Here is a 24,874-nt window from a genome sequence, read left to right as displayed (position 1 = left end):
CACCTTTAGTGTTCTTGGGGAGTCGGCGCAGGATCGTTCAGCGGCGCGGCGCTGTTATCGACCTTCACCGGCGAGCCATTCTTGAGCTTCATCTGGCCGCTGGTGATCAGCAGGTCACCTTCCTTCACGCCCGACAGGATCGCCACCTGATCGCCCCGGGTCGGCCCGGTCTTGATAAAGGTCTGTTGCGCGGTGAGGCCTTCCTCACCCTTGTCGTTCTTGCTCGATGTGGCAATGAATACCGTGGTGCCGTAAGGGTTGTAGGTCACCGATGTCTGCGGAACGGTGAGGTAGCGCTGCGTCGCACCGGAGTTGACCACGGCGCGGGCAAACATCCCGGGCACCAGGTTCTGTTTGGGGTTGTCGACGGTGGCTTCCACGGTGACATTGCGCGTGGTGGCGTCGAACTGGGTGTCGATGGTGCTGATCTTGCCGGTGAAGGTTTGATTCGACAGGCCGTCGGCCGTTACCGAAACCCCTTGGCCGATGGCGATGGCCTCCATTTGAGTCTGGGGCACCGTGAAGTCGATGTAGATCGGATCGAAGGTTTGCAGCGTGGCGATCTTGTCGCCGGGGTTGAGGTATTGGCCAGGGTTGACGCTGGTGATGCCGATGCGCCCGGCAAACGGTGCGCGGATGGTTTTTTTCGCCACCAGCGCGCGCTGTTGTTCGGCGGCGGCGAGCTTGGCTTTGAGGTCGGCGGTGTCAGTGTCCACTTGTGCCTGGGAGATGGCGTTAACCGCCAGTTGCGCCTTGTCACGCTTGAGGACGATCACCGCCAGGTCGGCCGTGGCCTCAAGGGAATGCAGTTGCGCGATGTCCGAGTCGGCATTCAGCTGGACGAGCAGCGCCTGGGCCGCCACTTCTTGCCCGGGCGTGAAGCCGATGGTGCGCACGATGCCGCCCACTTCAGTGGTCACATCCACCCCCCTGACCGCTTTCATTGAGCCCACGGCGCTGACATTCGGTTGCCAGTCGCTGAACGGCACCTTCATGGCCGTGACCACGGAGGCGGGCAGGGGCATTTTCGACTGGGCGATCAGCGCCGAAATCTGCACGAACTTCACCCCGGCAATGATCGCCACAATCACCAGCACCACCACGATCATGATGATCATCGGCCGCCACAGTCGGCGCTTGCGCGGTGCGCCGGGCTCGGTGGGCAGGGGAGAGGCGGTTATGACGTCAGCCATGGATGTTCTCGCTGTTTCAAGAGTTCAGTTCAGTTGAACCGTGCCGAATCGGCAGGCGCTGCCTCGTTCCTGGCCGGCATGATCTCGTTCCACGACGGCAGGCCGAACCGATCAGGCCGGCCCTTGGTGGCAGGGTCCACATCGGCACGGTTCCACCATCCGCCACCCAATGCCTGGAAGAGCGCGGTGGTGTCGCTGTAGCGGGAGGCCTGCGCCCTGACCCGGGCCAGCACGGTGTTCTGGTAGGTTTGCTGGGCCGTGAGCAGGTTGATGTACGCCACGGCACCGAGTTTGAACTGCGCCTGCACCAGGTCCAGGTTGGCTTGGGCAGAGCGCTCGGCCACCACCTGCTGGTTGAGCGCATCGGCATCCGCCTCCAGCGCCCGCAGTGCGTTGGCCACGTCCTGGAACGCGCCGATCACCGTGCCACGGTAGCGGGCTGCCGACTCGTCATAGGCGGCCACGGCAGCGCGTTTGCGATGTTCGAGTGCGCCGGCATCAAAGATCGGTTGGGTGATCGACCCGGCGAGGCTCCAGACCCCACTGCCCGCCGAAAACAGTTTGGTCCCGCTGGCCACCGTGGAGCCCACCGACCCGGTAATGCTGAACTGGGGCAACTGATTGGCGACGGCCACGCCGATATTGGCACTGGCCTGATGCAGTTGCGCCTGCGCAGATCGCACATCGGGCCGCTGGCCAACGATGGCCGAAGGCAGGCTGAGCGGCAGTTCTTCGGGCAGGTGCAGGGAGGCGAGGTTGAAGCGCTCGTCCCGGTCCTGGTTGGGAAACCGGCCGAGGTAGGCCATCAACTGGTTGCGGGTCTGGGCGAACTGCTTTTGCAGGGGCGGCAAGGTGGCACGGGTTTGCGCCAGCGCGGTCTGCTGTGTGAGCACGTCGGAGTCGCCGATCGCACCCAGCCGGCGCTGCGCCTGCAGGACGTCGAGCTGATCACTCTGCAGCCGAATGATGGTTTCGGTGGCGGCGATCTGGTCGCGTATAGAGGCCAGGCTGACTGCGGTGTTCACCACATTGGAGGTCAACGTGAGGTAGGTCGCCTCCAACTGGAAGCGCTCGTACTCGGCCTGGGCCGAGGTGGATTCAATTTGCCGGCGCGTGCCGCCGAATACATCCGGGGCATAGGACACGCTCAGCGACGCCGAGCTCACCGTGAGAATCGGCGACTCCGGCAGGCCCGAGGTGACGCCCGATACTTTCTCGCGGGCCTTCTGCACGTTGCCGCTCACCGAGGGAAACAGCGACGCCTGGTCGGCATAGACCAGTTCATTGGCCTGGCGTAATGCCGCCTGGGCGGCGGTGACATCCGGGTTGGCGCGCAAGGCTTCTTCCACCAGCGCGTTCAGTTCCGGCGAGCGGAACAGCGTCCACCATTGCCCGGGAATATCCATCCCGGCGATCAGCCGCTGTGCCGCACCGCCGGTGTCGATATCGGCCTTGGCGGTGGAGGTGAGTTTTTCTCGTGAATAATCGGCGTTCGCCGGCACCTCAGGACGCGCGAAATCGGGCCCGACGGTGCAGCCGGCGAGGGCGATGCACAGCAGGCTCAACGGAGCCAGAAGGTGGGGTGGTCGAAAAAGGGCGCGGCTGTGCGCCACTGGTTGCGGTGCCGATGCAAGCTGCCGAGGCTGCTCTTTCATATTTACTCTGATTAATCAGTTGGTTAACTGCTTTATTTGTTGAGCAATGAGTGCGCGGGCATCGGGCCATACGGCTGAAAAAATGGCGCGAGAGTCACCGAATTCAAATCAGTGTAGGTGGTGCAGGCGGGTACGCAATGTCCGTGCGCGCCGACCACCCACAAAAATGCATTTAACGCATTAATATAGAATTAGGTTATGCGTTATAAGTATTTTACATGCAGCCGTCAGCCCCTCATCGTAGCCCTCCCTACGAACACTGCCGAGACCGCACGCGCGGATCGACTTTCAATGCTTGAGAAGGCATCTGGAGACGAACGTGCGTTACCTGACAAAACTGGCGGCCGGGTTGGCCGCCACGCTGCTGTGCCTGACCGCGAACGCGCAAACGCTGGTGGTCGGAGACCAAAGCTACAACGCCCAGGCCGTGATGGAAGCGGCGGGGGTGCTGGATGATCTGCCCTATACCCTTGAATGGAAGCAATTCACCGCCGGGTCTCCCGTGGCGGAAGCCCTCAATACCAACAGCCTCGACATCGGCCTGCTCGGCGATGCGCCCGTGCTGTTCCTCGGTGCACTCGGCGCACCGATCAAGGTGATTGCCATCAGCCGGCAAAACCTCGAGGGCGTGGCCATTCTGGTGAAAAAGGATTCCTCGATCCACAGCCTTGCGGACCTCAAAGGCAAGCGCGCCGCCATCTGGAAAGGCTCCTGGAGCCAGCAACTGCTGCTGACCGCTCTGGATAAGGCCGGCGTGCCGAAAGACGCCCTGGAGTTGCGCTACCTCAGTGCACTGGATGCTTCCCACGCACTGGAAGGCGGTTCGGTCGACGTCATCGCCACCTGGGAACCCTACGTCACCCAACAGGAACGCCAGGGTGCACGGGTATTGGCGACCGCAGACGGGCTGATCCCGGCCCAGAGTTTCGTCGCCGCCAGCACCAGGGCCGTCGATAACAAGCGTGCGCAAATCAGCGATTTTCTCCAACGCCTGAAAAAAGCCCGTGACTGGACGCGCCAAAGCCCGGCCAACGCCGACGCGTATGCAGATGCGTGGGCCAAACGCACCCGCGCAGATGCCGACATTGCCCGCGCCTGGTTTGCCCGGGCACGCACGACGGTCGAACCGGTGACAGCCCAGTCGCCTGTAGAAGCACAAAAGACCGTGGACTTTTTCGCAAGCCAGGGACTGGTCAAGTCTTACCCGGCAGCCAAGCTGTTCGACGACTCCTTCGCGGCGTCCTTGCAGCCAGCCGTCGCCAGAACCCAGCCCTGAACGCTTCCAGGAATACGTTGGACATGACTAAAAGACAGCTCAAACTCGGCGCCCTGACCATGGGCTGCGGCGGGCCCGGCCGCCACAATCTGTGGCTCGACCCGCAATTGCCGGCCGATGCCAGCGTCAACGTCGACTGGTACATCGACATTGCACGCCAGGCCGAGGCGGCATTGTTCGACTTGATGTTCATCGTCGACAGCCAATTCATCACACCGGGTTCGCCATCCCACTACCTGAACCGGCTGGAGCCGCTGACGCTGTTATCGGCACTTGCCGTAAGCACCCGGCACCTGGGCCTGGTCGGTACGCTGACGACCTCTTACAACTCGCCCTATAACGTCGCGCGGCGCCTGGCCTCACTCGACCTGATCAGCAAAGGCCGCGCCGGCTGGAACGTGGTCACCAGCGGCGACGCCGGTACCGCCGGCAACTACAGCCGCGACGAACATTATGACTACGACACCCGCTATGGCCGGGCGGCCGAACACGTCCAGGTCGTGCAGGGCCTGTGGAACTCCTATGAGGAAGATGCCTTCGTGCGTGACCGCGCCACCGGCCGGTTTCTCGACCCCGCCAAACTCCACAGCCTGAATCACAAGGGCGAGCACTTTTCCGTGGTCGGGCCGCTGAATATCCAGCGCTCCCCCCAGGGCCAACCGGTGATCTTCCAGGCTGGCGATTCGGAACAAGGCCGCGACCTCGGCGCGGCCACGGCCGATGTGATCTTTACCCATGCGGCCAGCATCGAGCAGGGCCAGGCTTTTTATCGGGATATCAAGGGCAGGGCGCTGCAACATGGCCGTGACCCGAAGCAATTGCTGGTGATGCCCGGCGCCGAGATTTATGTAGGCGATACCGATGAACAGGCGCGTGAAATCGAGCGGCACTACCATCAGGCCGACCACAGTTTCGAGCTGGCGCTGAAGGAGTTCGGACGCAATTTCGGCTGGCATGATTTCAGCCAGTACGACCTTGATGCGCCGTTCCCGCAGGAGAGCCTGGAGGCGGCACGCAGCAGCTTTTTTACCGCGGCCAAACGCATTGCCGATCAGGCACGGGAGAAAGGTTTTACATTGCGCCAGGCGGTGGAGTTCGGGCGGCAACTGCGCCCGGGAGCGTTTGTCGGATCGGCGGATACCGTCGCTCGGAAAATGGCTGACTGGCTTGAAGCCCGCGCGGTGGATGGTTTCAATATCTACATCGGCCATCCGGAGCAGTTCAAGCGCTTCACGCACGAGGTCATCCCGTTGTTGCAGGAGCGCGGCGTGTATCGCACGGCTTATGAAGGTACGACCTTGCGGGAAAGCCTGGGATTGAAGATTCCACGGTTTGCGCGCAACGGCGGCGGTTGACTCAAAAAAATTGTTCAGATGAATAAATTGGTGGGCCGGGGATTTTTTTAGACATACTGAGGGCTCAAGCCACTCATTTGTCCCGAGACTTTCCTGATGCCATCCCATCCTGCACAAGGGCCTTTCAATCAGGACGACCGGTATCGACTGCTCGTCGACGCAGTGGTCGACTATGCCATCTATATGCTTGATACGAACGGCTTGATTCGCAGTTGGAACTCCGGGGCGAGAAAGATCAAGCAGTACGAACAGAGTGAAGTGCTGGGCAGGCATTTTTCGCTGTTCTACACCCCGGAAGACCTGGCCTCGGACTTGCCGGGCCGGGCACTCAAGAGCGCCGAGCAGTCAGGGCGCTTCGAGGGCGAAGGTTGGCGCATCCGCAAGGATGGGACTCGTCTCTGGGCACTGGTGATCATCGACCCGATACGCGCCGACGACGGCACGTTGATTGGCTTCGCCAAGGTCACACGGGACCTGACCGAGCGTAAGGCCGCGGAGCAGGCGCTGCGCCAGAGCGAGCAGCAATTCAGCCTGCTGGTGCAAGGCGTCACCGACTACGCGCTGTATATGCTGGACCCCAACGGCGTGATCACCACCTGGAACGCCGGCGCCCAGCGCATCAAGGGTTATCAGCCGGCAGAAGTCATCGGCAGGCATTACTCCATGTTCTTCCAGCGTGAGGACGTAGACCACAACGTCCCGCAGCGCGCCCTTGAAACGGTGCTCAGGGAAGGTCGTTACGAAGGGCAGGGCTGGCGCCTGCGCAAGGACGGCACGGGATTCCTCGCCCATGTGGTTATCGACCCGATCAAGAATGAACTGGGTGAGCTGGTGGGGTTTGCGAAGATCACCCGGGACGTTACCGAAAGCGTCCAGGCTCAACAGGAGATCAAGGAAACCCGAGAGGCGTTATTCCAATCCCAGAAAATGGAGTCCCTGGGCCAGCTCACCGGCGGCATCGCCCATGACTTCAACAACCTCCTGATGGTGATTCTGGGGAGTCTTGAACTCGCCAAGAAGCGTGTCCCGCAGGACTCGAGAACCTGCGCCTTACTGAATAATGCCATCGCGGGCGCCCAGCGGGGCGCAACGCTGACTCAGCGCATGCTGGCCTTTGCCCGTCGCCAGGAGCTTGATCCTCAGCCTGTGGATGTGGGCGATCTGATCCGCAACATGTCAGACCTGCTGTCCCGCATGTTGGGCGCAGGCATCAACGTCGACACACAGTTCCCCTTGATCCTGCGGCCGGTATTGGTCGACATGAGCCAACTGGAAATGGCCGTCATGAACCTGGTGATCAACGCCCGGGACGCAATGGAAGGTCGGGGCAGGATCCTGATTTCAGCGCGGGAGGATGCGTTTCCCGGCGGGGCGAATGACTCGCAAAGGCTGATTTGCATCTCTGTCATCGACACCGGCCCCGGGATGAATGACGCGACCTTGCAACGGGCCATGGAGCCGTTCTTCACCACCAAGGGAGCGGGAAAAGGCACCGGGCTTGGGCTTTCGATGGTGCATGGCCTGGCGGCACAGTCACAGGGCCACTTTGTGCTGAAGAGCCGGGTAGGAGAGGGCACAACCGCAGAGCTCTGGTTACCGGTGGCGGTGACCGCCACCACACAGTCTGCGGCGCTGGCATCAACTGCAGATACACCCGATGCAGCCCATCAGCAATGCCTCGAGATTCTGCTGGTAGATGACGACCCGCTGGTGCTGATCAGCACCGGGGCGATGCTTGAAGACCTGGGCCATCATGTTGTGTCGGCAGGAGATGGGCATGCTGCGTTGGCGTTCCTGGCGCAAGGCGCGTGCTTTGACCTGGTCGTGACAGACATGGCAATGCCGGATATGACCGGGATCGAGCTTGCCGGCAACATCGAGTCGTTGTATCCCAACCTTCCCATCATTCTTTCCTCAGGCTTTGCGGAAATCTCCCTGGACCTCAAGACCACATTGACGCGCTTACCCAAGCCATTTGATCAATCTGCACTGGCCAGGGTGATCGCCGAAACCATGCGCAGCCGGATCGACAAGCCGTGTTGAGCCAGGCGGCTGGCCGTCCGTTGTTTGTTTCCATGGATGGCCCCAAGGGTACTGGCAAAACCACATTGCTGGAGGCCGTTACAAAAGCACTGAGGGCTGACAACAGAATGGTGATCCGGCTTTGCGAGAGAAAAAGCGATCCCTTCAGAAGTGAAACAATGACCCTCGTTAACAGACTCGCCAGGCATCCCGGCCTGGATCTGGAGTGGGAGGTTTGTGAACGCTTCGCTGATAGCCGCGCGTGGATTTCCCGGCACGTGCTGGCTAGACAGCCACCAGGCAGCATCGTCCTGATCGACCGCTGGTACCCGTCTGATGCCGCGTTTCGCCGGGAAGTCCCGCTGGCAGAAATCCTGCAGTTGAACATTGATCGAAACGTGCAAGTGCCGGACCTGCATATCGGGGTCGTCACCGACCCTGATATTTCATGGGCACGGGCCGCGGCACGCCGGCGTGGGCTGAGCAGTACCGTGATCCACACGCTGGCAGAACATGTCGCCTGTACCCAGGCGTTCGAGCGAGCGGTTGCGGATCACGGCTGGGTGTTATGCCGGAATGAAGGAACCATTGAGGGCGCAACACGGCAGGTGGTTGCCGAAATTTATAACGTCCTTGAGTCCTTCCAGTGTGAATGACCCCACCAATACGGTCGGCTATAGAGCCCTGTTCAGGCACTTGCCCCGTTGAACATGCTGACCAGGCTATAGGGTGCATCGTCACCAAACAGCAACTCGTGCAGTTCATTCCCCTCGGCAGCCATTTGCGCGCTGCGCGGGAACATGGCCTGTTCGTATTCGCCCAGGGCGGCTTCGACGTCATCAGGGTATGAGGCGATGGCCTTGCCGAGTTCGGCACCATCGTACATGGCCAGGTTGGCACCTTCGCCATTCGGGGCCGCAAGGTGTGCGGCATCACCGATCAGCGTTACGCCCGGCACCCGCTCCCAGCGGTGCTCAACCGGCAGCATAAAGAGCGGGCGCCATACCAGTTCGGTGTCGCTGTCGGTGATCAATGCCGTGAGGGCAGGGGACCAGCCTGCGAATTCCTGCGCGATCCGTGCCGCCGCCGTTGGCGTGTCGGTGAAATCGATGGCGGCAAACCAGCTTTGGGATTCGGTGAGCACTACGTAGGTGTGCAGCGTGGCGCCCGTCTCACGGTGCGCCTGGATCCCTTTTCCCGGTTGAAGTGCGAACATCGCACCGCCACCTACCGCCCTGGAGGTGGCCGGGTGCCGGGCGTCGCTGTCATACAGGTAGGTTTCGATCAACGAGCGGCCCATGTACTCGGGGGCAGCGTCGCTGAGCAGCGGCCGGACCTTTGACCAGGCTCCGTCCGCGCCAACCAGCAGGTGGGTGGCAACGCAAGTACCGTCGGCGAAGGTCACTTCGTGGCGACCCTCGCCGAGGGCGCGCACGCTCTTGACCTTGTGGCCCCAGCGCACAGTACCGGCGGGCAGTGAATCGAGGAGCATCTTGCGCAGCTCGCCACGCATGACCTCGGGACGGCCGCCTGTGCCGTCGTCGGGTTGATCCAACAGAGTGGCACCCTGCCAATCAAGCACCCGAGTCGCCTCGCGACCTTTCAGGATAAGCGCGCGGAACTCGTCCGTCAGGCCCGCTGCCTGCAAGGCCAGTTGGCCGTTGTAGTCGTGGATATCGAGCATCCCGCCTTGGGCGCGTGCGGTTGCCGACGGCTCTGCTTCATAGACGGTGGCGGCAATGCCGTGGACGTACAGCACGCGAGCCAGGATGAGACCGCCCAGGCCAGCACCGATGATTGTGACGGGGGTGTGCATAGGGTACCTGTTGAATGTGAGAAATCTTCCGGACTGTTTTTACGCTATTTTGTGGAAAAAATGGCCTGGTTCAAGGGGTTTACTTTCCGCAGGCGATTGAATATAAAGTTTGCTTGGGCGCACAACCGTTGTTGCGCCCCATGATGTTGACAGGAGGAAGCTATGTCACCGTTAAACGTGATGAAGTTCTAAACGATCAAACCGTCACCCCCTCGCTTGAAAACCTCGAAACACGCTGGTCTCAGCATTGGCAGCTCGAAGGCACGTATGCCTTTGACCACAGCGCCCAACGCGACGCTGTATTCTCCATCGACACGCCGCCACCGACAGCCTCAGGTTCGTTGCACGTTGGCCATGTCTTCAGCTACACCCACACCGATATCATCGCCCGGTTCCAGCGGATGCGCGGCAAGGCTGTGTTCTACCCCATGGGTTGGGACGACAATGGCTTGCCGACCGAACGCAGGGTCGAGAATTTCTACGGCGTACGTTGCGACTCGTTGGCCGCTTACCAGCCTGGCTTCAAACCCTCCGAGTCAATTCCATTAAAACGGGCTGACTTTGCCGTCATCAGTCGGCGCAACTTTATCGAGTTGTGCCATGAGCTGACGGCCATCGATGAGCAAGCGTTCCGTGCACTGTTCGTGCAACTGGGCTTGTCCGTTGATTGGAGTCTTTCATACGCCACCATTGATGAACGCTCCCAACGAGCCAGTCAGCGCGCGTTACTGCGTAACTACCAGCGTGGCGAACTGTATAGCCAGGAGGCTCCGTGCCTCTGGGATGTGACGTTCCAGACGGCCGTAGCCCAGGCAGAGCTTGAGGAGCGCGAGGTTGCGGGTGCGTATCACGAACTCGGCTTCGACGCGGCTGATGGTGCCGAACTGAAGATTGCTACGACTCGACCTGAGTTGCTGATGGCATGCGTGGCGCTGGTGGCTCACCCGGACGACGCTCGTTATCAGGCGAGGTTCGGGCAGACCGTGCGTGCGCCGATTTTTGACCTGGACGTTCCGCTGCTGGCCCACCCTTTGGGTGACCCCGGCAAGGGCACCGGGTTGGCGATGGTCTGCACCTTTGGCGATCTAACCGATGTGATTTGGTGGCGGGAGTTGCAGCTGCCCACACGGTCAGTCCTGGGAAAGGACGGGCGCCTGTTACTTGAGACGCCCTCCTGGTTGACGACGCCGCGCAGCCAACAGGCCTACGCAGGCCTGGCCGGCCGTACCCTGTCCCAGGTTCGTACGCAGCTCGTTTCGATGTTGCGTGACTGCGGCGCCATGCGAGATGAACCACGACCGATTAACCACGCGGTAAAGTTCTTCGAGAAAGGCGACCGGCCTTTGGAAATTCTCGCGACGCGGCAATGGTACTTGCGCAATGGCGGACGCGACGCGAACCTGAGGGACGTGTTGCTCGACGCTGGCCAGGCGTTGAACTGGCATCCGCCGCACATGCTCAGGCGTTACGAGCATTGGGTAGGGGGGTTGAATGGAGACTGGCTAATCAGTCGTCAACGTACGTTCGGCGTGCCGATTCCGTTCTGGTATCGCCTGGACGCGCAAGGCGAAGCCGAGCATGGCGCTCCGATTATCGCCAGTGAGGCAAGCCTGCCTGTCGATCCAGGCCTGGATACACCGCCTGGGTATCGACCCGAACAACGTGGTCAACCCAACGGGTTTATCGGCGAACAAGACATCATGGACACCTGGGCCACCAGTTCCCTGACGCCTCAGATTGCCGGCGGCTGGGGAGAGGACGATGGGTTGTTTGCCAAAATATACCCGATGGACCTCAGGCCCCAAGGTCACGACATAATCCGAACCTGGCTGTTCTCGACACTGGTACGCAGCCATTTTGAACACGGTTGCGCGCCATGGCGCAACGTCGCGCTTTCCGGGTGGATCCTTGATCCCGATCGCAAGAAAATGTCCAAGTCCAAGGGGAATGTGGTCACCCCTCAAGCCTTGCTCGACCAGTATGGAAGTGACGGCGTGCGCTATTGGGCTGCCTCGGCGCGGCTCGGCAGTGACACAGCCTTTGAAGAGCAGCAGATGAAAATCGGCCGCCGCCTGGCCGTCAAGCTGTTCAATCTTTCGAGGTTGGTTCAAGGCTTTGCGAAGGATGACACCGGGGATATCGACCAACCGCTGGATCAAGCCATGCTCGAACGCTTGGGTGGCGTAGTCCAGGACGCTACCGTCGCGCTGGAGGCCTATGACTACAGCGGGGCGTTGTCGCGTATCGAAGGATTCTTCTGGTGGTTTTGCGATGACTACGTCGAATTGGTCAAGCGTCGTGCCTATCGACCCGACGGCTACTCGGCGCGTAATGCATTGGCACATGCGCTGAGCGTGCAGCAGCGACTGTTTGCGCCATTTCTACCCTTTGTGTGTGAGGAGGTCTGGCAATCCTGGAATTGCGGCTCAGTGCACAAGGCGCCCTGGCCGCAAGGGGACGCTTGCCCTGACGCGGCTGTTGAACAGTTATTGATGAGCCTGAGCAGCGTGCTGTCTGCGATTCGCAAAGCAAAGTCTGACGCCAGCCAATCCATGAAGGCTCCGGTAGCACGTGTTGAGCTGGTCGACAGCGCCGCGCAGCTTGAACTGATAAAAGGCGTCAGCCAAGACCTGATAGAGGCGGGGCAGGTCGAGGCCTTGGTGTTTATAGAGGGCGCGGAGCGGCAGGTCGATGTCTGGCTGACGTAACGTGGAGTAGTGCCGACCGCCTCAGTGACACCCACTGGGGCGGGCCGGACCATGCATCAGCCTGCGTCAATCGAGCCACATCGGGACAATTGAGCGTATAAGCAGAAGCGAATAGGAATAGGCAAGCCTCATAGATGATCCGGCATAGGTCGCCAGCGGTTGCTTGGCTACCATTAGCACTCAGTAACCGAGAGGAATTTCCATGAGCACTCGCAAAACCCTGTTCATCACCGGCATCAGCAGCGGCTTTGGCAAGGCCCTCGCGACCGAGGCACTGGCTGCAGGCCACCGTGTCATTGGTACCGTTCGCAACGAAGCCGCGCTGCAAACGTTCGAGGCATTATCAGCGGAGCGTGCTCATGGCGTGATCCTGGATGTCACCGACTTTGAGCGGATCGACAGCGTCGTTGCCGAGATCGAGACCCGCTACGGCCCGGTGGATGTCCTGGTGAACAACGCAGGTTACGGCCATGAGGGCATTTTCGAAGAGTCGCCGCTGGAAGAAATGCGTCGTCAGTTCGACGTCAACGTGTTCGGCGCCGTTGCCGTGACCAAGGCGTTCGTGCCGTACTTCCGCCAGCGCCGCAGCGGGCACATCATCAACATCACGTCCATGGGCGGCACCATCACGATGCCGGGTATCGCCTACTACTGCGCCAGCAAGTTCGCGCTGGAAGGCATCTCCGACACCCTGAGCAAAGAACTCAAGCCATTCAACATTTTTGTCACCGCCGTGGCGCCAGGCTCATTTCGCACCGATTGGGCCGGCCGCTCGATGCAGCGTACGCCCCGCAGCATCGCCGACTACGATGCCAGCTTTGATCCGGTACGCCAGGCGCGCGAAGCGAAAAGCGGCCACCAGTTGGGGGACCCGCAAAAAGCTGCGCAAGCCATGCTGCAGTTGATCGCCAGCGACAACCCACCGGCCCACCTGCTGCTCGGCAGCGATGCCATAGGCTTTGTGCGCGAAAAGCTGACGCAATCCCTGCGTGACATCGACCAATGGGAAGCACTGACACGCTCTACGGATGGTCACGCTTCGTGAAACCGCAAGAGGGGCCTATGAATCATTTTGCCGCGCGAACCCGGCGCATGGTCCAACTGATGGAGCAGTTGGCCCCCCTGGAGGGCTACAACCTGAGCGCACTGGAAGACATACGCTTCCTGCGCTCCAATCGCCCGCTGACCCGCACGCCAGTGCTCTACGAGCCTGGCATCGTCATCCTGTGCCAGGGGCGCAAGCTCGGCTATCTGGGCGACGAGGTCTACCTTTACGACGCCCAGCACTACCTGGTGGTGTCTGTGCCAGTGCCTTTCACCATGGAAACCGACGCCAGCGAAGAGGAACCGATGCTGGCGGTATACATGCGCCTGGATTTCAAACTCGCTGGCGAACTGATCCTGGAAATTGACGAAAAATCCGGTCCGACCCACGAACGTCCCAAAGGCATGTATTCCTCGCCGATGGACGAGATGTTGCGCGAGTCCACACTGCGCTTTCTCGAAGCGATGAGCCATCCGGTCGACGGGCCGATCCTCGGCCCGTCGCTGGTGCGCGAGATTTACTACCGGATCATCGCAGGTGAACAAGGAGGGTCCATGCGGGCGGCCCTTGGCAAGCAAGGCCATTTCGCAAAGGTGACCCGCGCCATTCGCAAGATACACAGCTGTTACCAGGAGCGGCTGGACGTCGAGTGCCTGGCCCAGGAGGCGAGTATGAGCGTACCCAGCTTTCATCTGCACTTTCGAACAGTCACCGACTCATCACCCATGCAGTACCTGAAATCGACTCGTCTGCACCAGGCAAGGTTGTTGATGCTCCGCGACGACATGTCGGCCTCATCTGCGGCTTTTAACGTGGGCTATGAAAGCGCATCGCAGTTCAGCCGAGAGTTCAAGCGCTACTTCGGCCGCACACCCCATGCTGAAGTCGAATGGATGAAAGCAACCTATTCGCTGCCAGCGCCGGCGCAGCCTTCTGTCTATGTGTCTTCGCACTGACCTGACAGCCAGGGCGCTGCCCCGTATCTGATTTTTCTGCATATGCCAATTTGACAGGCTATTGTTATTTTTTATTCTTTCCTAACCTATGCTCCCCTCATGCAAAGTCCGCCTCCAGCGATGGCTTTCCATTGCTCATCAACCGCCAGGCTGAATGGCCTTTATTCGCATGGAGCATGCAATGGGTGTGAATCAGAACCCACATTTCGGTCTGATTGGGCAGATGTTCAAAAGTGACTACAGTTGGCTTTGCACGCGGGTAAGCCGGGCGATGGGTTGCGCCCATGGGGCTCAGGACATTGCATCGGAGACCTTCCTGCGGGTACTGGCATTGCCCGACCCTTCGCAAATCCGCGAGCCGCGGGCGTTGCTGACCACCATCGCGCGGCGCCTGATGTATGAGGGCTGGCGTCGCCAGGACCTGGAACGTGCCTACCTGGAAGCATTGGCCCAGGCGCCGATGATGGTGCACCCGTCGCCCGAGGAGCGTTTGCTGTTGATCGAGACGCTGCTGGAAGTCGACCGCTTGCTCGACGGTTTGTCGGCCAAGGCCAAGGCGGCGTTTTTGTATCACCAGCTGGACGGTTTGACCTATGCGCAGATTGCCGAGCGCCTGCAGGTCTCGGTCAGCCGGGTTCAGCAATACATGGCCGATGCGTTCAAGCGCTGCTACCTGGCGATGACACAGCCATGAGCCACAGCGCGCCGGATGAGGCGATCATCGACGAGGCGGCGCAGTGGATGGCGTTGCTGCAATCCGGGCACGCCAGTGCTCAGGAGCACCAGGCGTTCCGTCGCTGGAGTGAGGGCGACCCACGGCGTGCCGAAATCTTCAACATGATGGGCGGCTTTCCGGCCGTGCTGAACAATGACGAACTGCGCCGCATGCCCCGCGACAGCCTGTTGCACACCCTCAACGCACCGTCGGGCCGCCGGCGCTTCTTGCGCAATACCCTGGCGCTGGTTGGCGTTGTGTCGTTTGGAAGTCTGATCACGCGGCTGTCCGACAGCTGGTTGCCGTTGGGCGCTTTGCGCACCGGTACGGGCGAGCGCCTGAACCTCACGCTGGAGGATGGCAGTGCATTGACCCTGGATGCGCGCAGCAAGGTGCTGACGCATTTCGATGCTCGGCAACGGCTGTTGCAGTTGCTCGACGGCAAGCTGCTGGTCGACGTTTTCAAGGACAGCCTCAGACCGTTTATCGTCGAGACCGAACACGGCCGCATGCGCGCGTTGGGTACGCGGTTTCTGGTACAGCAGGGCGAGGATCGAACCCAAATCACGATGCTGCATTCCCAAGTGGAAATCACCACGCGCGACGGCGCTGTGCAGGTGATCAGTGCCGGCCAGAAAGCCACGTTCAATGCCCACGGCATCCTCGACCTGGAAACCGCCAGCGGCGGCGAGGCCTCGTGGACCCAAGGCTTGCTGGAAGTGCGTGACCGCTCATTGGGTGAAGTGGTGCAAGCCCTGCGTGACTACCGGCGCGGCATCATCCGCGTCAGCCCCGAGGCGGCGAGCCTGAGGCTGAGCGGGATTTTCCCGCTGGACGACAGCCAGGGCGCCCTGCAATTGCTGGCCAAATCCCTGCCGGTGCAGATCGATTATCACAGCCCTTATTGGGTCAGTATCGAGCGCCGATAAAAATAATTTTCCCCAGCCCTATAAAACCCCCGCCACTGTTGCACAACCCAATACAGGCCGGGGTGTATCTGCCTGGGAGTGTTGTTTCGGGCCGTTATAAACCCATGCTTTTTTAGCCTAACGGCCGCCTATAAAAAAAACCGATCTGTTGTTCAACCCATCAACGGCATATCAATGATGGGAACCTCAACCATGCAACTCAAACCTCTCAGTCGCGCATCTCTGGCGGCACTGTCTCTGACGATTGGCCTGACTTTGGCGGGACATGGCACGGCGGTGCTGGCACAGCCGCTGTCTGCGATATCGACCGCCCAGACTTTTGATTTTGATATCGCCAGCGGCCCCCTCGACCAAGCGCTGTTGACCCTGTCGCGCAGCAGCGGGCAGATCATTTCCTTCCAGCAAGACCTTGTGCAAGGCCTGACCAGCGCGCCGGTGCGGGGCACCTTCACCACCGAGCAAGCGCTGCGACAGGCACTGCGCGGTGCAGCCCTTGACGCCGTGCCGAGTGGCGACGGCGGTTGGACCCTGCGCCGGGCGGCCAAGCCACCTGCCGCGGCGGTCAAGGCTGCGCCCACGGCGGCGAAAGTCCCGGGCGATGTGGCGTTGGAAAAGGTCGTGGTCACGGGGTCACGCATTGCCCGTGCCCAGGTTGAAGGGCCGTCGCCGGTCACGGTCATCACCGCTGACGAAGTCACCCGCAGGGGCTACAAAAACGTTTACGACGCCATCGCTTCGCAAACCCAGAACACCGGCATGACCCAGGGCGAAGACTACGGCAACACCTTCCAGCCGGCCGCCAGTGCCCTCAACCTGCGAGGGCTGGGGCCGAACCACACACTGGTGCTGATCAACGGCAGGCGCGTGGCCGACTACCCCACGGCGTACGACGGCGCGGTCAACTTCACCAACCTTGCCAACATCCCGGCGGTGATGATCGAGCGTATCGAGATCCTCAGCAGCGGCGCCTCGGCGGTGTATGGCTCCGACGCGATTGCCGGGGTGGTGAACATCATCCTCAAAGACAAAATCAGCGGCGTGGACGTCAATCTGCGTGGTGGCGCCGCCGAGCGTGGCGGCGGCGACAACCAGCGCCTGCAGATCAGCGGCGGCGACACCTGGGGCGATTTTGACGGGGTATTCGGCCTGGAGCTGACCCAGCGCCAACCGATCTGGGCCAACCAGCGCGGCTTTATGAGCGACGGCCCGGCCAAGGATGTGGGCTACCGCCGTAACCTCGACAGCGGCGCCTACCTCGGCCCCGGTTGCGGTGCCTACGGCGGTATCTACAACGGCAAGCTCGGTGGCAGCAGCACCCGCTGCACCACCAACCAGTACTACAACGACTACTGGACCTTGCAGGCGCAAAAGGAAAACTATGACGGCTACACGCGCGGCACCTGGCATTTCAGCGACACCGGCAAAGTGTTTGCCGACTTGATGTTTGGCTTTGATCACACGCAGAACAACACGCGCGGCCCAAGCTTCACCTCGCCGGACTTTATCAACCGCAACACCGGCAACCTGGAGCGCTGGTCACGCAACTTTTCCAGCGAGGAAATCGGTGGCAAGACCAGCAACAACAGCAAATGGCGCGAAGTGTCCTGGACCGGTACCCTGGGCCTGGAAGACAAGTTCACCAACAGTGACTGGGGTTATCAGATTGCGGCGAACCGCTCCGAGTACACCAGCGACCGCACCACCCGCTACACGCCTTTGAGCGGCATCCGCGATTACTACCTCGGGCCGCAACTGGGCACACAGGACGGGCACCCGGTCTTCGCGCCAGACCCTTCGCGGCTGGACCAGCCGCTGACTCCGGAGCAGTGGGATCAGTTTCGCGGCAACCTGGTGCAGAAGAGTAAATCGGTTTCCCAAACCTTCAGCGCCAACATCAACGGCGACCTGTTCGAGCTGCCCGCCGGGCCGGTGGGCTTTGCCGGTGTGACCGAAGTGGGGCGGCAATCCTACAGCGTCGATGTCGACGACCAACTCAATGACGGCACGTTTTACAACACCACGCCGGCCTCCAATTCAGGCGGTTCGCGTGACCGCTACGCCGCGGGTGGCGAGCTGAGCATTCCCGTTACCGACACCTTGCTCGCCTCGGCGGCCGGGCGCTGGGACCAATACAAATTCAGTGGCCGCACCGAGCAACAAAAAACCTACAACCTGGGCCTGGAATGGCGCCCGGTGACCAGCCTGCTGTTTCGTGGCAGCTACGGCACCAGCTTTCGCGCACCCGACCTCAACTACCTCTACCAGGCCGCGACCAATGGCTACACGCCTGACCAGATCGACTATTACGGTTGCAGCAAGGGCGTAGAAGGGGCGTGTGACCGGGGCCGCGTGGATTACACCCAGACCGGTAATTCGGACCTCGCCTCCGAGCGTGGCAAGTCCTGGACGTATGGCTTTGTCTGGTCGCCCTCGCATCAGTTTGATTTCTCCGCCGACTTCTGGCGCGTCGAAATCAAGGACCTGTTGACCACCGTCGACATCAACCGCTTGCTGCAACAGGAAAACCAGTGCCGCAACGGCCAGCTTGATGCGACCACTTGCGCCGACGTCCTGGCACGCATCCAGCGCAATGCCAGCACGGCGGCAGTGGACCCGAACGTGCTGCAACGGGTGCAGGTCAATGCGATCAACGCCGCCAGCGAGCGGGTCAGCGGCCTGGACCTCAAGAGTAATATTCGCTGGGGCGCAGGCCAGTACGGCGCGTTCAGTTCGGCGATTGGCTACAGCCTGGTGCTGTCCCACTACCTCAAGGAATCGGACGATGCGCAAACCCAGAACCTGCGCTCCAGCACCGACAACCACGACTGGCGCAGCAAGGTCAACGCGAGCCTGACCTGGGACTACCAGCACCTCACCACCACGCTGACCGGCATTCGCTACGGCAGCGTGACCAATGGCGCCGGAGATGGGCGCCTGTCGCCGTGGACCACCTTCAACGCCAGCGCCCGTTACCAGGTGAACGAGCAGGCGAGTGTCGGCCTGACCGTCAACAACCTGCTCAATCAGGTCAAGCACGATGACTCCGCCGGCTGGCCGTATTACCCCAGCGGCAACTACGACCCCTATGGCCGCCAGGTCTGGCTGGACGTGAGTTACCACTTCGGCAAGTAGCGCATAAGCACATGCGCTAACGGTCTAACCGGTGCTCTATAAAAACCCTTGCGTCGACGCACAACCCTGCATAAGTGAGTCTTCAGTGTTTTTGGAAAAGGAGTTGAGTTTGTGAGCCTGTTTCGCTTCATGGTGTGGGCACTGCTGACGGGGCTTTGGGCGCCGTCACTGCTCGCTCAACCGACGCACGCTTTGACGGTATACGGCGAAGCGCCCAAGTACCCGGCCAACTTCAAACACCTGGATTACGTCAACCCGAACGCGCCCAAGGGCGGCAGTTTTCGTCGTTCGTCCATGGAAGGCGGGGCGTTTGATCACCTGATCCCGTATGTCGACAAAGGCACCGGCATCACCCAGATCCAGGGTTGGCTCTACAGCCCGTTGGCGTACCGTTCGCAGGATGAGCCGTACACCGTGTACGGGTTGGTCGCGCAAGGCATGGAGCTGGCAGATGACCATTCATGGCTGCGTTTCTACCTCAATCCCAAGGCGCGGTTTGCCGATGGCACGCCCATCACCGCGCAGGACGTGGCCTACACCTTCAAGCTGTTCACCACCGAAGGCAGCCTGGCGTATCGCCAAAGCTTTGCCGATGTGGACCAGGTGCTGGTGGAATCGCCGACCCAAGTGCGGTTCACCTTCAAAAGCGCCGACAATCGCACCTTGCCTCTGGACCTCGCTTCACTGCCGGTGCTGCCGGAACATTGGTGGCAGGGGCGCAATTTCGCCAACGGCGGCGGCTTTGAACCGCCGGTGGGCAGCGGCCCGTACCGTATCAGCAGCGTGGACAACGGCCGCAGTGTCACCTTCGAACGGGTCAAGGACTGGTGGGGGCGAGACCTGCCGGTGACGCAGGGGCAGTACAACTTCGACACCCTGCGGCTTGAGTTTTTTGCCGACGGCGACGTGTCGCGCCAGATCCTGCAAGCCCAGGGTTACGACTTCAATCGCGAATTTTCCGCCACCAGTTATTCGGTGGGCTACGACGGCGAGGCTTTGCGCGACGGTCGTCTGCAACGTGAACAACTGGCACCGAATGCCGTGCAGGGCACCCAGGGTTTTGTGTTCAACCTGCAAAAACCGCAGTTCCAGGACCGCCGCGTGCGCGAGGCGCTGAGCCTGTTGTGGGATTTCGACTGGAGCAACCGGCAGATGATGCACAGTCTGTACCTGCGCCAGCGCAGCTTCTTTTCCCGCAGCGCATTGGCGGCCACCCAGCTGCCGGATGCCCAGGAACTGGCCATTCTGGAACCCTGGCGCGGGCAAGTGCCGGAGGAGGTGTTCACCCAGGTCTACCAGCCGCCGCGCACCGATGGCAGCGGGCGCATTCGGCCGCAGCAGGCGCAAGCGCTGAAGTTACTGGCCGAGGCGGGCTGGACCCCGCGCGGCGACCAGTTGGTTAACGCCGAGGGCACGCCATTGCAGTTCACCTTCCTGAATGCCCAGAAAGGCTTCGAGCGTTTGCTGCTGCCATACAAACGCAACCTGGCGCAGATCGGCATCGGCTTCACGATCCGCATGATCGACTCGGCCCAATACGCCAACCGCGTGCGCGCACGGGACTACGACATGATCGTCAACGGCTACCCGGTCAGCCCATCGCCGGGCCGCGAGCTGACCAACTACTTCGGTTCCGAGAGTGCCGATGACCCTGGCTCCAACAATTACATGGCACTGCGCAACCCGGCGGTGGACGCCTTGATCGATGGCCTTGTCCGCGCCAACGACCGCCCGACCATGGTGCGCTACGCCCATGCCCTCGACCGCGTGTTGCAGTGGGGCTTCTACTGGATTCCCAACTATTACCCGCCGGGCTCGTCCTCGCTGTGGTGGAACCGTTTTGGTCGGCCCCGCACAGCGCCGATCAATGACGTGGGCATCGACACCTGGTGGGAAGTGAGCCCGACACCGCTGACCACCGCACAGATGCGTCAACTGACTGAGGCTTCCCAACATGCTGGCCTATAGCGCGCGCCGTTTATTGCTGATCGTACCAACGCTGGTGTGCATCCTGCTGGTCAACTTTTTTATCGTGCAAGCCGCCCCGGGTGGCCCGGTTGAGCAAGCCATCGCGCGCTTGCAAGGCATCGGCAGCCAAGCGTCGGTGGCCGGCACACGGGTGGAAACCGGCAGCGCTGAATCGCGCACAACTCGTGGCCTGGACCCCGCGCTGGTGGCCGATATCGAGCGCCAATACGGCTTCGACAAGCCCCTTGGCGCGCGGCTGTGGTTGATGCTCAGCAGCTACGCGCGGCTGGATTTTGGCGATAGCTTCTTTCGCGGCGCCAAGGTCACCGACCTGATCCTGCAAAAACTGCCGGTGACTTTGTCCCTGGGCTTCTGGGCCACGCTGATCAGCTACCTGGTGTCGATCCCGCTGGGCATCCGCAAGGCCGTGCGCCATGGCAGCCGCTTCGATGTGTGGAGCAGTGCGGCGGTCATTATCGGCCACGCCATGCCGGCGTTCCTGTTCGCCTTGCTGCTGATCGTGGTATTCGGCGGCGGTAGCCTGTTGAACTGGTTTCCGGTGCGCGGCCTGGTCTCGGAGAACTTTGCCAGCCTGTCATGGGCGGGCAAGGTCGTGGACTACTTCTGGCACCTTGTCTTGCCGGTATCGGCGCTGGTGATTGGCGGCTTTGCCACACTGACCATCCTCACCAAAAACAGCTTCCTCGACGAGATCAGCCGCCAGTACGTAGTGACCGCGCGGGCCAAGGGTTTCAGCGAAAAACAGGTGCTGTACAAACACGTGTTTCGCAACGCCATGCTGCTGATCGTGGTTGGCCTGCCCCAGGCGCTCACCGCGATGTTGTTCGGCGGCTCGTTGCTGATTGAAGTGATTTTCTCCCTCGACGGCCTCGGTCGCCTGAGCTACGAAGCGGCAGTGGCACGGGACTATCCCGTGGTCTTCGGCACGCTGTTTATCTTTACCCTGGTCGGGTTGGTCATCAAGTTGCTGGGCGACCTGTGCTACCGCCTGCTGGACCCCCGGCTGGATTTTTCCGCGAGGTCGCACTGATGCCGGTTTTTACTCCGATTACCCGTCGCCGCTGGCTGCACTTCAAGCGCAATCGCCGCGGCTGGTGGTCGCTGTGGATGTTCCTGGCGCTGTTCGCCGTATGTCTGGGTGCCGAACTGCTGGCCAACGACAAGCCACTGGTGATGGCGTACCAGGGCTCACTGTATTTCCCGGCCTTCGAGCGCTACACCGAGCAGGATTTCGGCGGCACGTTGCCGTTTCAGCCGGATTACCGTGACCCTTACGTGCATGAACTGATTGAAGGGCAGGGCGGCTGGATGCTGTTTGCGCCCATTCCGTTCAGCTACGACACGGTCAACTACGACCTCACGACCCCTTCGCCGGCGCCGCCCAGCGCGAGCAACTGGCTCGGCACCGATGATCAAGCCCGGGATGTATTGGCGCGGGTGATTTTCGGCACCCGGGTATCGCTGTTATTTGCCTTGGCACTGACCGTGGTAAGCACTTTGATCGGGGTCGCCGCCGGCGCGCTGCAAGGCTATTACGCCGGTTGGGTCGACCTGTTGGGGCAGCGCCTGATCGAGATCTGGTCGGGGCTACCGGTCCTGTACTTGCTGATCATCTTGTCCGGGTTTGTCGAACCGGGTTTCTGGTGGCTGCTGGGGATCATGGCGCTGTTTTCCTGGCTGACCCTGGTGGATGTGGTGCGCGCCGAGTTCCTGCGCGGGCGCAACCTGGAGTACGTGAAGGCCGCGCGGGCCCTGGGTGTGGGCGATGTTCAGGTGATGTTGCGGCACATTCTGCCCAACGCGCTGACTGCCACCTTGACCTACTTGCCGTTCATTTTGACCGGGGCCATTTCGACCCTCACCGCCCTGGATTTTCTTGGCTTCGGCATGCCCACGGGCAGTGCGTCCCTGGGTGAATTGATCGGCCAGGGGAAAAACAACCTGCAAGCCCCGTGGCTGGCGCTGACCGCGTTTTTTGCGTTGGCGTTGATCCTGTCCCTGTTGGTGTTTATCGGCGAAGCCTGCCGCGACGCCTTCGACCCCCGATCCTGATAAGCGAGCTGTGCCGTGACTGACGCGTTGATTGAAATTCGTAACCTGAAAGTGGCGTTCGACGGGCACAAAGCGGTGCGTGGCATCGACCTGGATATTCACCCGGGCGAGTGCCTGGCGCTGGTGGGCGAGTCGGGCTCCGGCAAATCGGTGACCGCCCACTCGATCCTGCAATTGCTGCCGCCCCACACCACGCGTACCCAGGGCAGTATTCGCTACCAGGGCGAAGAGCTGCTCGGCGCGCGGCCGGAGCGTTTAAGGCAGATTCGCGGCAATCGCATCGCGATGATCTTTCAGGAGCCGATGACCTCGCTCAACCCGCTGTACAGCGTGGAACGGCAGCTGTCCGAAACCCTGCTGCTGCACAAAGGCCTGGGCGGTGCGGCGGCGCGTGAGCGCGTGTTGGAGTTGCTCGAACTGGTGGGCATCCAACAGCCGCGCCAGCGCCTTGCAGCGTACCCGCATCAGCTCTCCGGGGGGCAGCGCCAGCGGGTGATGATCGCCATGGCCCTGGCTTGCGAACCGCTGCTGTTGATCGCCGACGAGCCCACCACGGCCCTGGACGTGACCGTGCAGCGACGCATTCTTGCGCTGCTCAAAGACCTGCAGCAACGCCTGGGCATGGCGCTGCTGTTGATCAGCCACGACCTCAACGTGGTGCGCAGCATCGCCCAGCGCGTGGCGGTAATGCGCGCCGGCCAGATCGTCGAACAGGCCGACTGCCAGGCACTGTTTGCCGCGCCGCAGCACGCCTACAGCCGGCAGTTGCTCGAGGCTGAGCCCGAGGGCAGGGCGGTGGTGCGTGAGACGGCGGACAACCTGCTGGAAGTGGACAACCTCAAGGTCTGGTTCCCGCAAGGCGGCCTGCTGCGGCGCAAACCGCCGATCAAGGCGGTGGACGGCATCGACCTGCGCCTGCAACGTGGCAAAACCTTGGGCATTGTTGGCGAATCCGGCTCGGGCAAATCCACCCTTGGCCAGGCGATCCTGCGGTTGATCGACGCCCAAGGCAGCATTCGCTTCCAGGGCCAGGCCCTCGACGCACTCAAAGGCAAGGCCCTGCGTCCGTGGCGGCGCAAACTACAGGTGGTGTTTCAAGACCCGTTCGGCAGCCTCAGTCCGCGCATGAGCGTGCAGCAAATCATCGAAGAAGGCCTGCGCGTACACACGGACCTCAATGCTTGCGCGCGCGAAGCTCAAGTGATTGCCGTGTTGCGCGACGTCGGACTCGACCCCGATACGCGCCATCGCTTCCCCCACGAATTCTCCGGCGGCCAGCGCCAACGCATCGCGATCGCCCGCGCACTGGTGATCAAGCCGGATTTGATATTGCTCGACGAACCCACCTCAGCCCTCGACCGCACCGTGCAAAAGCAGGTGGTGAGCTTGCTGCGCAGGTTGCAGGAGGAGCATGGGCTGACCTACTTGTTTATCAGCCACGACCTGGCGGTGGTAAGGGCGTTGGCTCACGACTTGATCGTGGTGAAGGATGGCGTGGTCGTGGAGGCGGGGAGTACCGAGCAATTGTTCGACGCACCGGAGCATGCCTATACGCGGGATTTGCTGGTAGCGTCGTCGTTGAGGAATCGCGAGTAGTACAGCCTAGTGGGCGCTGATCTCACGCTTTACCGTCTGCTGTGCTTCTGCCAACAACCAGTCCCGGAACGTCGTCAGTTTGGGCAGGCTGGCGCACTCTGGCCGATAAATGACGTAGTAGGCCAGATCCGAGTGTTCGGCGTAATGGCGGTCGGGTCTTTTTCGTCGGGTGGGCTGCTGTCGGCTTATGGCTGGAATACAGTGCTGTGGGTTTCGCTTTTACCGCTGGTGTTGGCTGTCGTCGCGCTGGCACTGACTGTCCCCAAGTACATGGCCGGTCGGTTTGATCTGAAAAGGCAAGGTGCGTTAGCCACTCGAGCGCATTTCCTGCTCAAACAAATCCCGGGCGCTATACGTAATTTAACTTATGGGCGATGTCAGATGTTCATGGGTCGCTCATGAGTCGAACACCGTTGGCTTAATGCTCCAGAAATG

At 61.2% G+C, this 24,874-nt stretch carries 17 protein-coding genes; 14 read left to right on the top strand and 3 right to left on the bottom strand.

Annotation, left to right across the window (positions count from 1 at the left end):
* Positions 1 to 5: 5 nt before the first annotated feature.
* Positions 6 to 1,118: an efflux RND transporter periplasmic adaptor subunit gene (locus AC3WKX_RS26415; RefSeq protein ID WP_102604362.1), complete on the bottom strand. Its 1,113-nt coding sequence runs from the start codon at positions 1,116 to 1,118 to the stop codon at positions 6 to 8.
* 104 nt (positions 1,119 to 1,222) lie between these two features.
* The gene (locus AC3WKX_RS26410) at positions 1,223 to 2,848 is read right to left on the bottom strand and encodes an efflux transporter outer membrane subunit (protein WP_146013702.1); all 1,626 of its coding nucleotides are present in this window, start codon (positions 2,846 to 2,848) and stop codon (positions 1,223 to 1,225) included.
* Positions 2,849 to 3,167: 319 nt separating this feature from the next.
* On the opposite strand from AC3WKX_RS26410, the gene AC3WKX_RS26405 reads away from it, so the two are divergent.
* The 4 genes from AC3WKX_RS26405 to AC3WKX_RS26390 all read left to right on the top strand — a co-directional run bounded on the left by AC3WKX_RS26405 (position 3,168) and on the right by AC3WKX_RS26390 (position 8,157).
* Positions 3,168 to 4,124, top strand: a complete 957-nt coding sequence (locus tag AC3WKX_RS26405; protein ID WP_008433361.1) for an ABC transporter substrate-binding protein — start codon at positions 3,168 to 3,170, stop codon at positions 4,122 to 4,124.
* Between the two features lie 23 nt (positions 4,125 to 4,147).
* Positions 4,148 to 5,479, top strand: a complete 1,332-nt coding sequence (locus tag AC3WKX_RS26400; protein ID WP_008433363.1) for an LLM class flavin-dependent oxidoreductase — start codon at positions 4,148 to 4,150, stop codon at positions 5,477 to 5,479.
* A 96-nt stretch (positions 5,480 to 5,575) separates the two neighbouring features.
* Complete coding sequence (locus tag AC3WKX_RS26395) at positions 5,576 to 7,522, top strand: hybrid sensor histidine kinase/response regulator (RefSeq protein WP_102604323.1); 1,947 nt, start codon at positions 5,576 to 5,578, stop codon at positions 7,520 to 7,522.
* 32 nt (positions 7,523 to 7,554) lie between these two features.
* On the top strand, positions 7,555 to 8,157 hold the full coding sequence (locus AC3WKX_RS26390; RefSeq protein ID WP_102604363.1) for a dTMP kinase: 603 nt from the start codon (positions 7,555 to 7,557) through the stop codon (positions 8,155 to 8,157).
* Positions 8,158 to 8,189: 32 nt separating this feature from the next.
* On the opposite strand, the gene AC3WKX_RS26385 is transcribed toward AC3WKX_RS26390, so the two are convergent.
* Complete coding sequence (locus tag AC3WKX_RS26385; protein WP_102604324.1) at positions 8,190 to 9,317, bottom strand: FAD-dependent oxidoreductase; 1,128 nt, start codon at positions 9,315 to 9,317, stop codon at positions 8,190 to 8,192.
* A gap of 140 nt (positions 9,318 to 9,457) precedes the next feature.
* On the opposite strand from AC3WKX_RS26385, the gene valS reads away from it, so the two are divergent.
* From valS to AC3WKX_RS26335, 10 genes are all read left to right on the top strand, one after another.
* On the top strand, positions 9,458 to 12,025 hold the full coding sequence (gene valS, locus AC3WKX_RS26380) for a valine--tRNA ligase (protein WP_173883024.1): 2,568 nt from the start codon (positions 9,458 to 9,460) through the stop codon (positions 12,023 to 12,025).
* Between the two features lie 202 nt (positions 12,026 to 12,227).
* A complete protein-coding gene (locus AC3WKX_RS26375; protein ID WP_003217687.1) occupies positions 12,228 to 13,070 on the top strand; it encodes an oxidoreductase in 843 nt (280 codons plus the stop codon).
* Between the two features lie 17 nt (positions 13,071 to 13,087).
* Positions 13,088 to 14,026 carry an AraC family transcriptional regulator gene (locus tag AC3WKX_RS26370; RefSeq protein ID WP_003217685.1) on the top strand — a complete coding sequence of 313 codons (939 nt, stop codon included), beginning with the start codon at positions 13,088 to 13,090 and terminating at the stop codon, positions 14,024 to 14,026.
* Between the two features lie 181 nt (positions 14,027 to 14,207).
* On the top strand, positions 14,208 to 14,720 hold the full coding sequence (locus AC3WKX_RS26365; RefSeq protein WP_003217684.1) for a sigma-70 family RNA polymerase sigma factor: 513 nt from the start codon (positions 14,208 to 14,210) through the stop codon (positions 14,718 to 14,720).
* Positions 14,717 to 15,670, top strand: coding sequence for a FecR domain-containing protein (locus AC3WKX_RS26360; protein ID WP_102604326.1), 954 nt, complete (start codon positions 14,717 to 14,719; stop codon positions 15,668 to 15,670). Before AC3WKX_RS26365 ends, AC3WKX_RS26360 begins: the two co-directional genes overlap by 4 nt.
* Positions 15,671 to 15,862: 192 nt before the next feature.
* Positions 15,863 to 18,802 (top strand): TonB-dependent receptor, encoded by a 2,940-nt coding sequence (locus AC3WKX_RS26355; RefSeq protein ID WP_102604327.1) that lies wholly within the window; start codon positions 15,863 to 15,865, stop codon positions 18,800 to 18,802.
* Positions 18,803 to 18,931: 129 nt separating this feature from the next.
* Positions 18,932 to 20,770, top strand: coding sequence for an extracellular solute-binding protein (locus tag AC3WKX_RS26350; protein WP_102604365.1), 1,839 nt, complete (start codon positions 18,932 to 18,934; stop codon positions 20,768 to 20,770).
* Positions 20,757 to 21,821 carry a microcin C ABC transporter permease YejB gene (locus AC3WKX_RS26345; RefSeq protein WP_102604328.1) on the top strand — a complete coding sequence of 355 codons (1,065 nt, stop codon included), beginning with the start codon at positions 20,757 to 20,759 and terminating at the stop codon, positions 21,819 to 21,821. The genes AC3WKX_RS26350 and AC3WKX_RS26345 overlap by 14 nt, the downstream gene beginning before the upstream one ends.
* A complete protein-coding gene (locus AC3WKX_RS26340) occupies positions 21,821 to 22,843 on the top strand; it encodes an ABC transporter permease (protein ID WP_173883025.1) in 1,023 nt (340 codons plus the stop codon). Before AC3WKX_RS26345 ends, AC3WKX_RS26340 begins: the two co-directional genes overlap by 1 nt.
* A gap of 15 nt (positions 22,844 to 22,858) precedes the next feature.
* On the top strand, positions 22,859 to 24,439 hold the full coding sequence (locus tag AC3WKX_RS26335; RefSeq protein ID WP_102604329.1) for an ABC transporter ATP-binding protein: 1,581 nt from the start codon (positions 22,859 to 22,861) through the stop codon (positions 24,437 to 24,439).
* Positions 24,440 to 24,874: the final 435 nt, after the last annotated feature.

The organism is Pseudomonas sp. GP01-A4 (genome assembly GCF_058780865.1).
The sequence above is the reverse complement of the archived record's forward strand: the minus strand, read 5'-3'. Positions and strand labels throughout refer to the sequence as shown.

What these genes read in the sequence shown, in the direction of transcription:
- AC3WKX_RS26415 (WP_102604362.1), bottom strand. Translation starts at nt 1,118, where the DNA reads ATGATCATCATGATCGTGGTGGTGCTGGTGATTGTGGCGATCATTGCC.
- AC3WKX_RS26390 (WP_102604363.1), top strand. Translation starts at nt 7,555, where the DNA reads ATGGATGGCCCCAAGGGTACTGGCAAAACCACATTGCTGGAGGCCGTT.
- AC3WKX_RS26365 (WP_003217684.1), top strand. Translation starts at nt 14,208, where the DNA reads ATGGGTGTGAATCAGAACCCACATTTCGGTCTGATTGGGCAGATGTTC.
- AC3WKX_RS26355 (WP_102604327.1), top strand. Translation starts at nt 15,863, where the DNA reads ATGCAACTCAAACCTCTCAGTCGCGCATCTCTGGCGGCACTGTCTCTG.
- AC3WKX_RS26375 (WP_003217687.1), top strand. Translation starts at nt 12,228, where the DNA reads ATGAGCACTCGCAAAACCCTGTTCATCACCGGCATCAGCAGCGGCTTT.
- AC3WKX_RS26395 (WP_102604323.1), top strand. Translation starts at nt 5,576, where the DNA reads ATGCCATCCCATCCTGCACAAGGGCCTTTCAATCAGGACGACCGGTAT.
- AC3WKX_RS26400 (WP_008433363.1), top strand. Translation starts at nt 4,148, where the DNA reads ATGACTAAAAGACAGCTCAAACTCGGCGCCCTGACCATGGGCTGCGGC.
- AC3WKX_RS26340 (WP_173883025.1), top strand. Translation starts at nt 21,821, where the DNA reads ATGCCGGTTTTTACTCCGATTACCCGTCGCCGCTGGCTGCACTTCAAG.
- AC3WKX_RS26350 (WP_102604365.1), top strand. Translation starts at nt 18,932, where the DNA reads ATGGTGTGGGCACTGCTGACGGGGCTTTGGGCGCCGTCACTGCTCGCT.
- AC3WKX_RS26385 (WP_102604324.1), bottom strand. Translation starts at nt 9,317, where the DNA reads ATGCACACCCCCGTCACAATCATCGGTGCTGGCCTGGGCGGTCTCATC.
- AC3WKX_RS26360 (WP_102604326.1), top strand. Translation starts at nt 14,717, where the DNA reads ATGAGCCACAGCGCGCCGGATGAGGCGATCATCGACGAGGCGGCGCAG.
- AC3WKX_RS26345 (WP_102604328.1), top strand. Translation starts at nt 20,757, where the DNA reads ATGCTGGCCTATAGCGCGCGCCGTTTATTGCTGATCGTACCAACGCTG.
- AC3WKX_RS26410 (WP_146013702.1), bottom strand. Translation starts at nt 2,848, where the DNA reads ATGAAAGAGCAGCCTCGGCAGCTTGCATCGGCACCGCAACCAGTGGCG.
- valS (WP_173883024.1), top strand. Translation starts at nt 9,458, where the DNA reads ATGATGTTGACAGGAGGAAGCTATGTCACCGTTAAACGTGATGAAGTT.
- AC3WKX_RS26370 (WP_003217685.1), top strand. Translation starts at nt 13,088, where the DNA reads ATGAATCATTTTGCCGCGCGAACCCGGCGCATGGTCCAACTGATGGAG.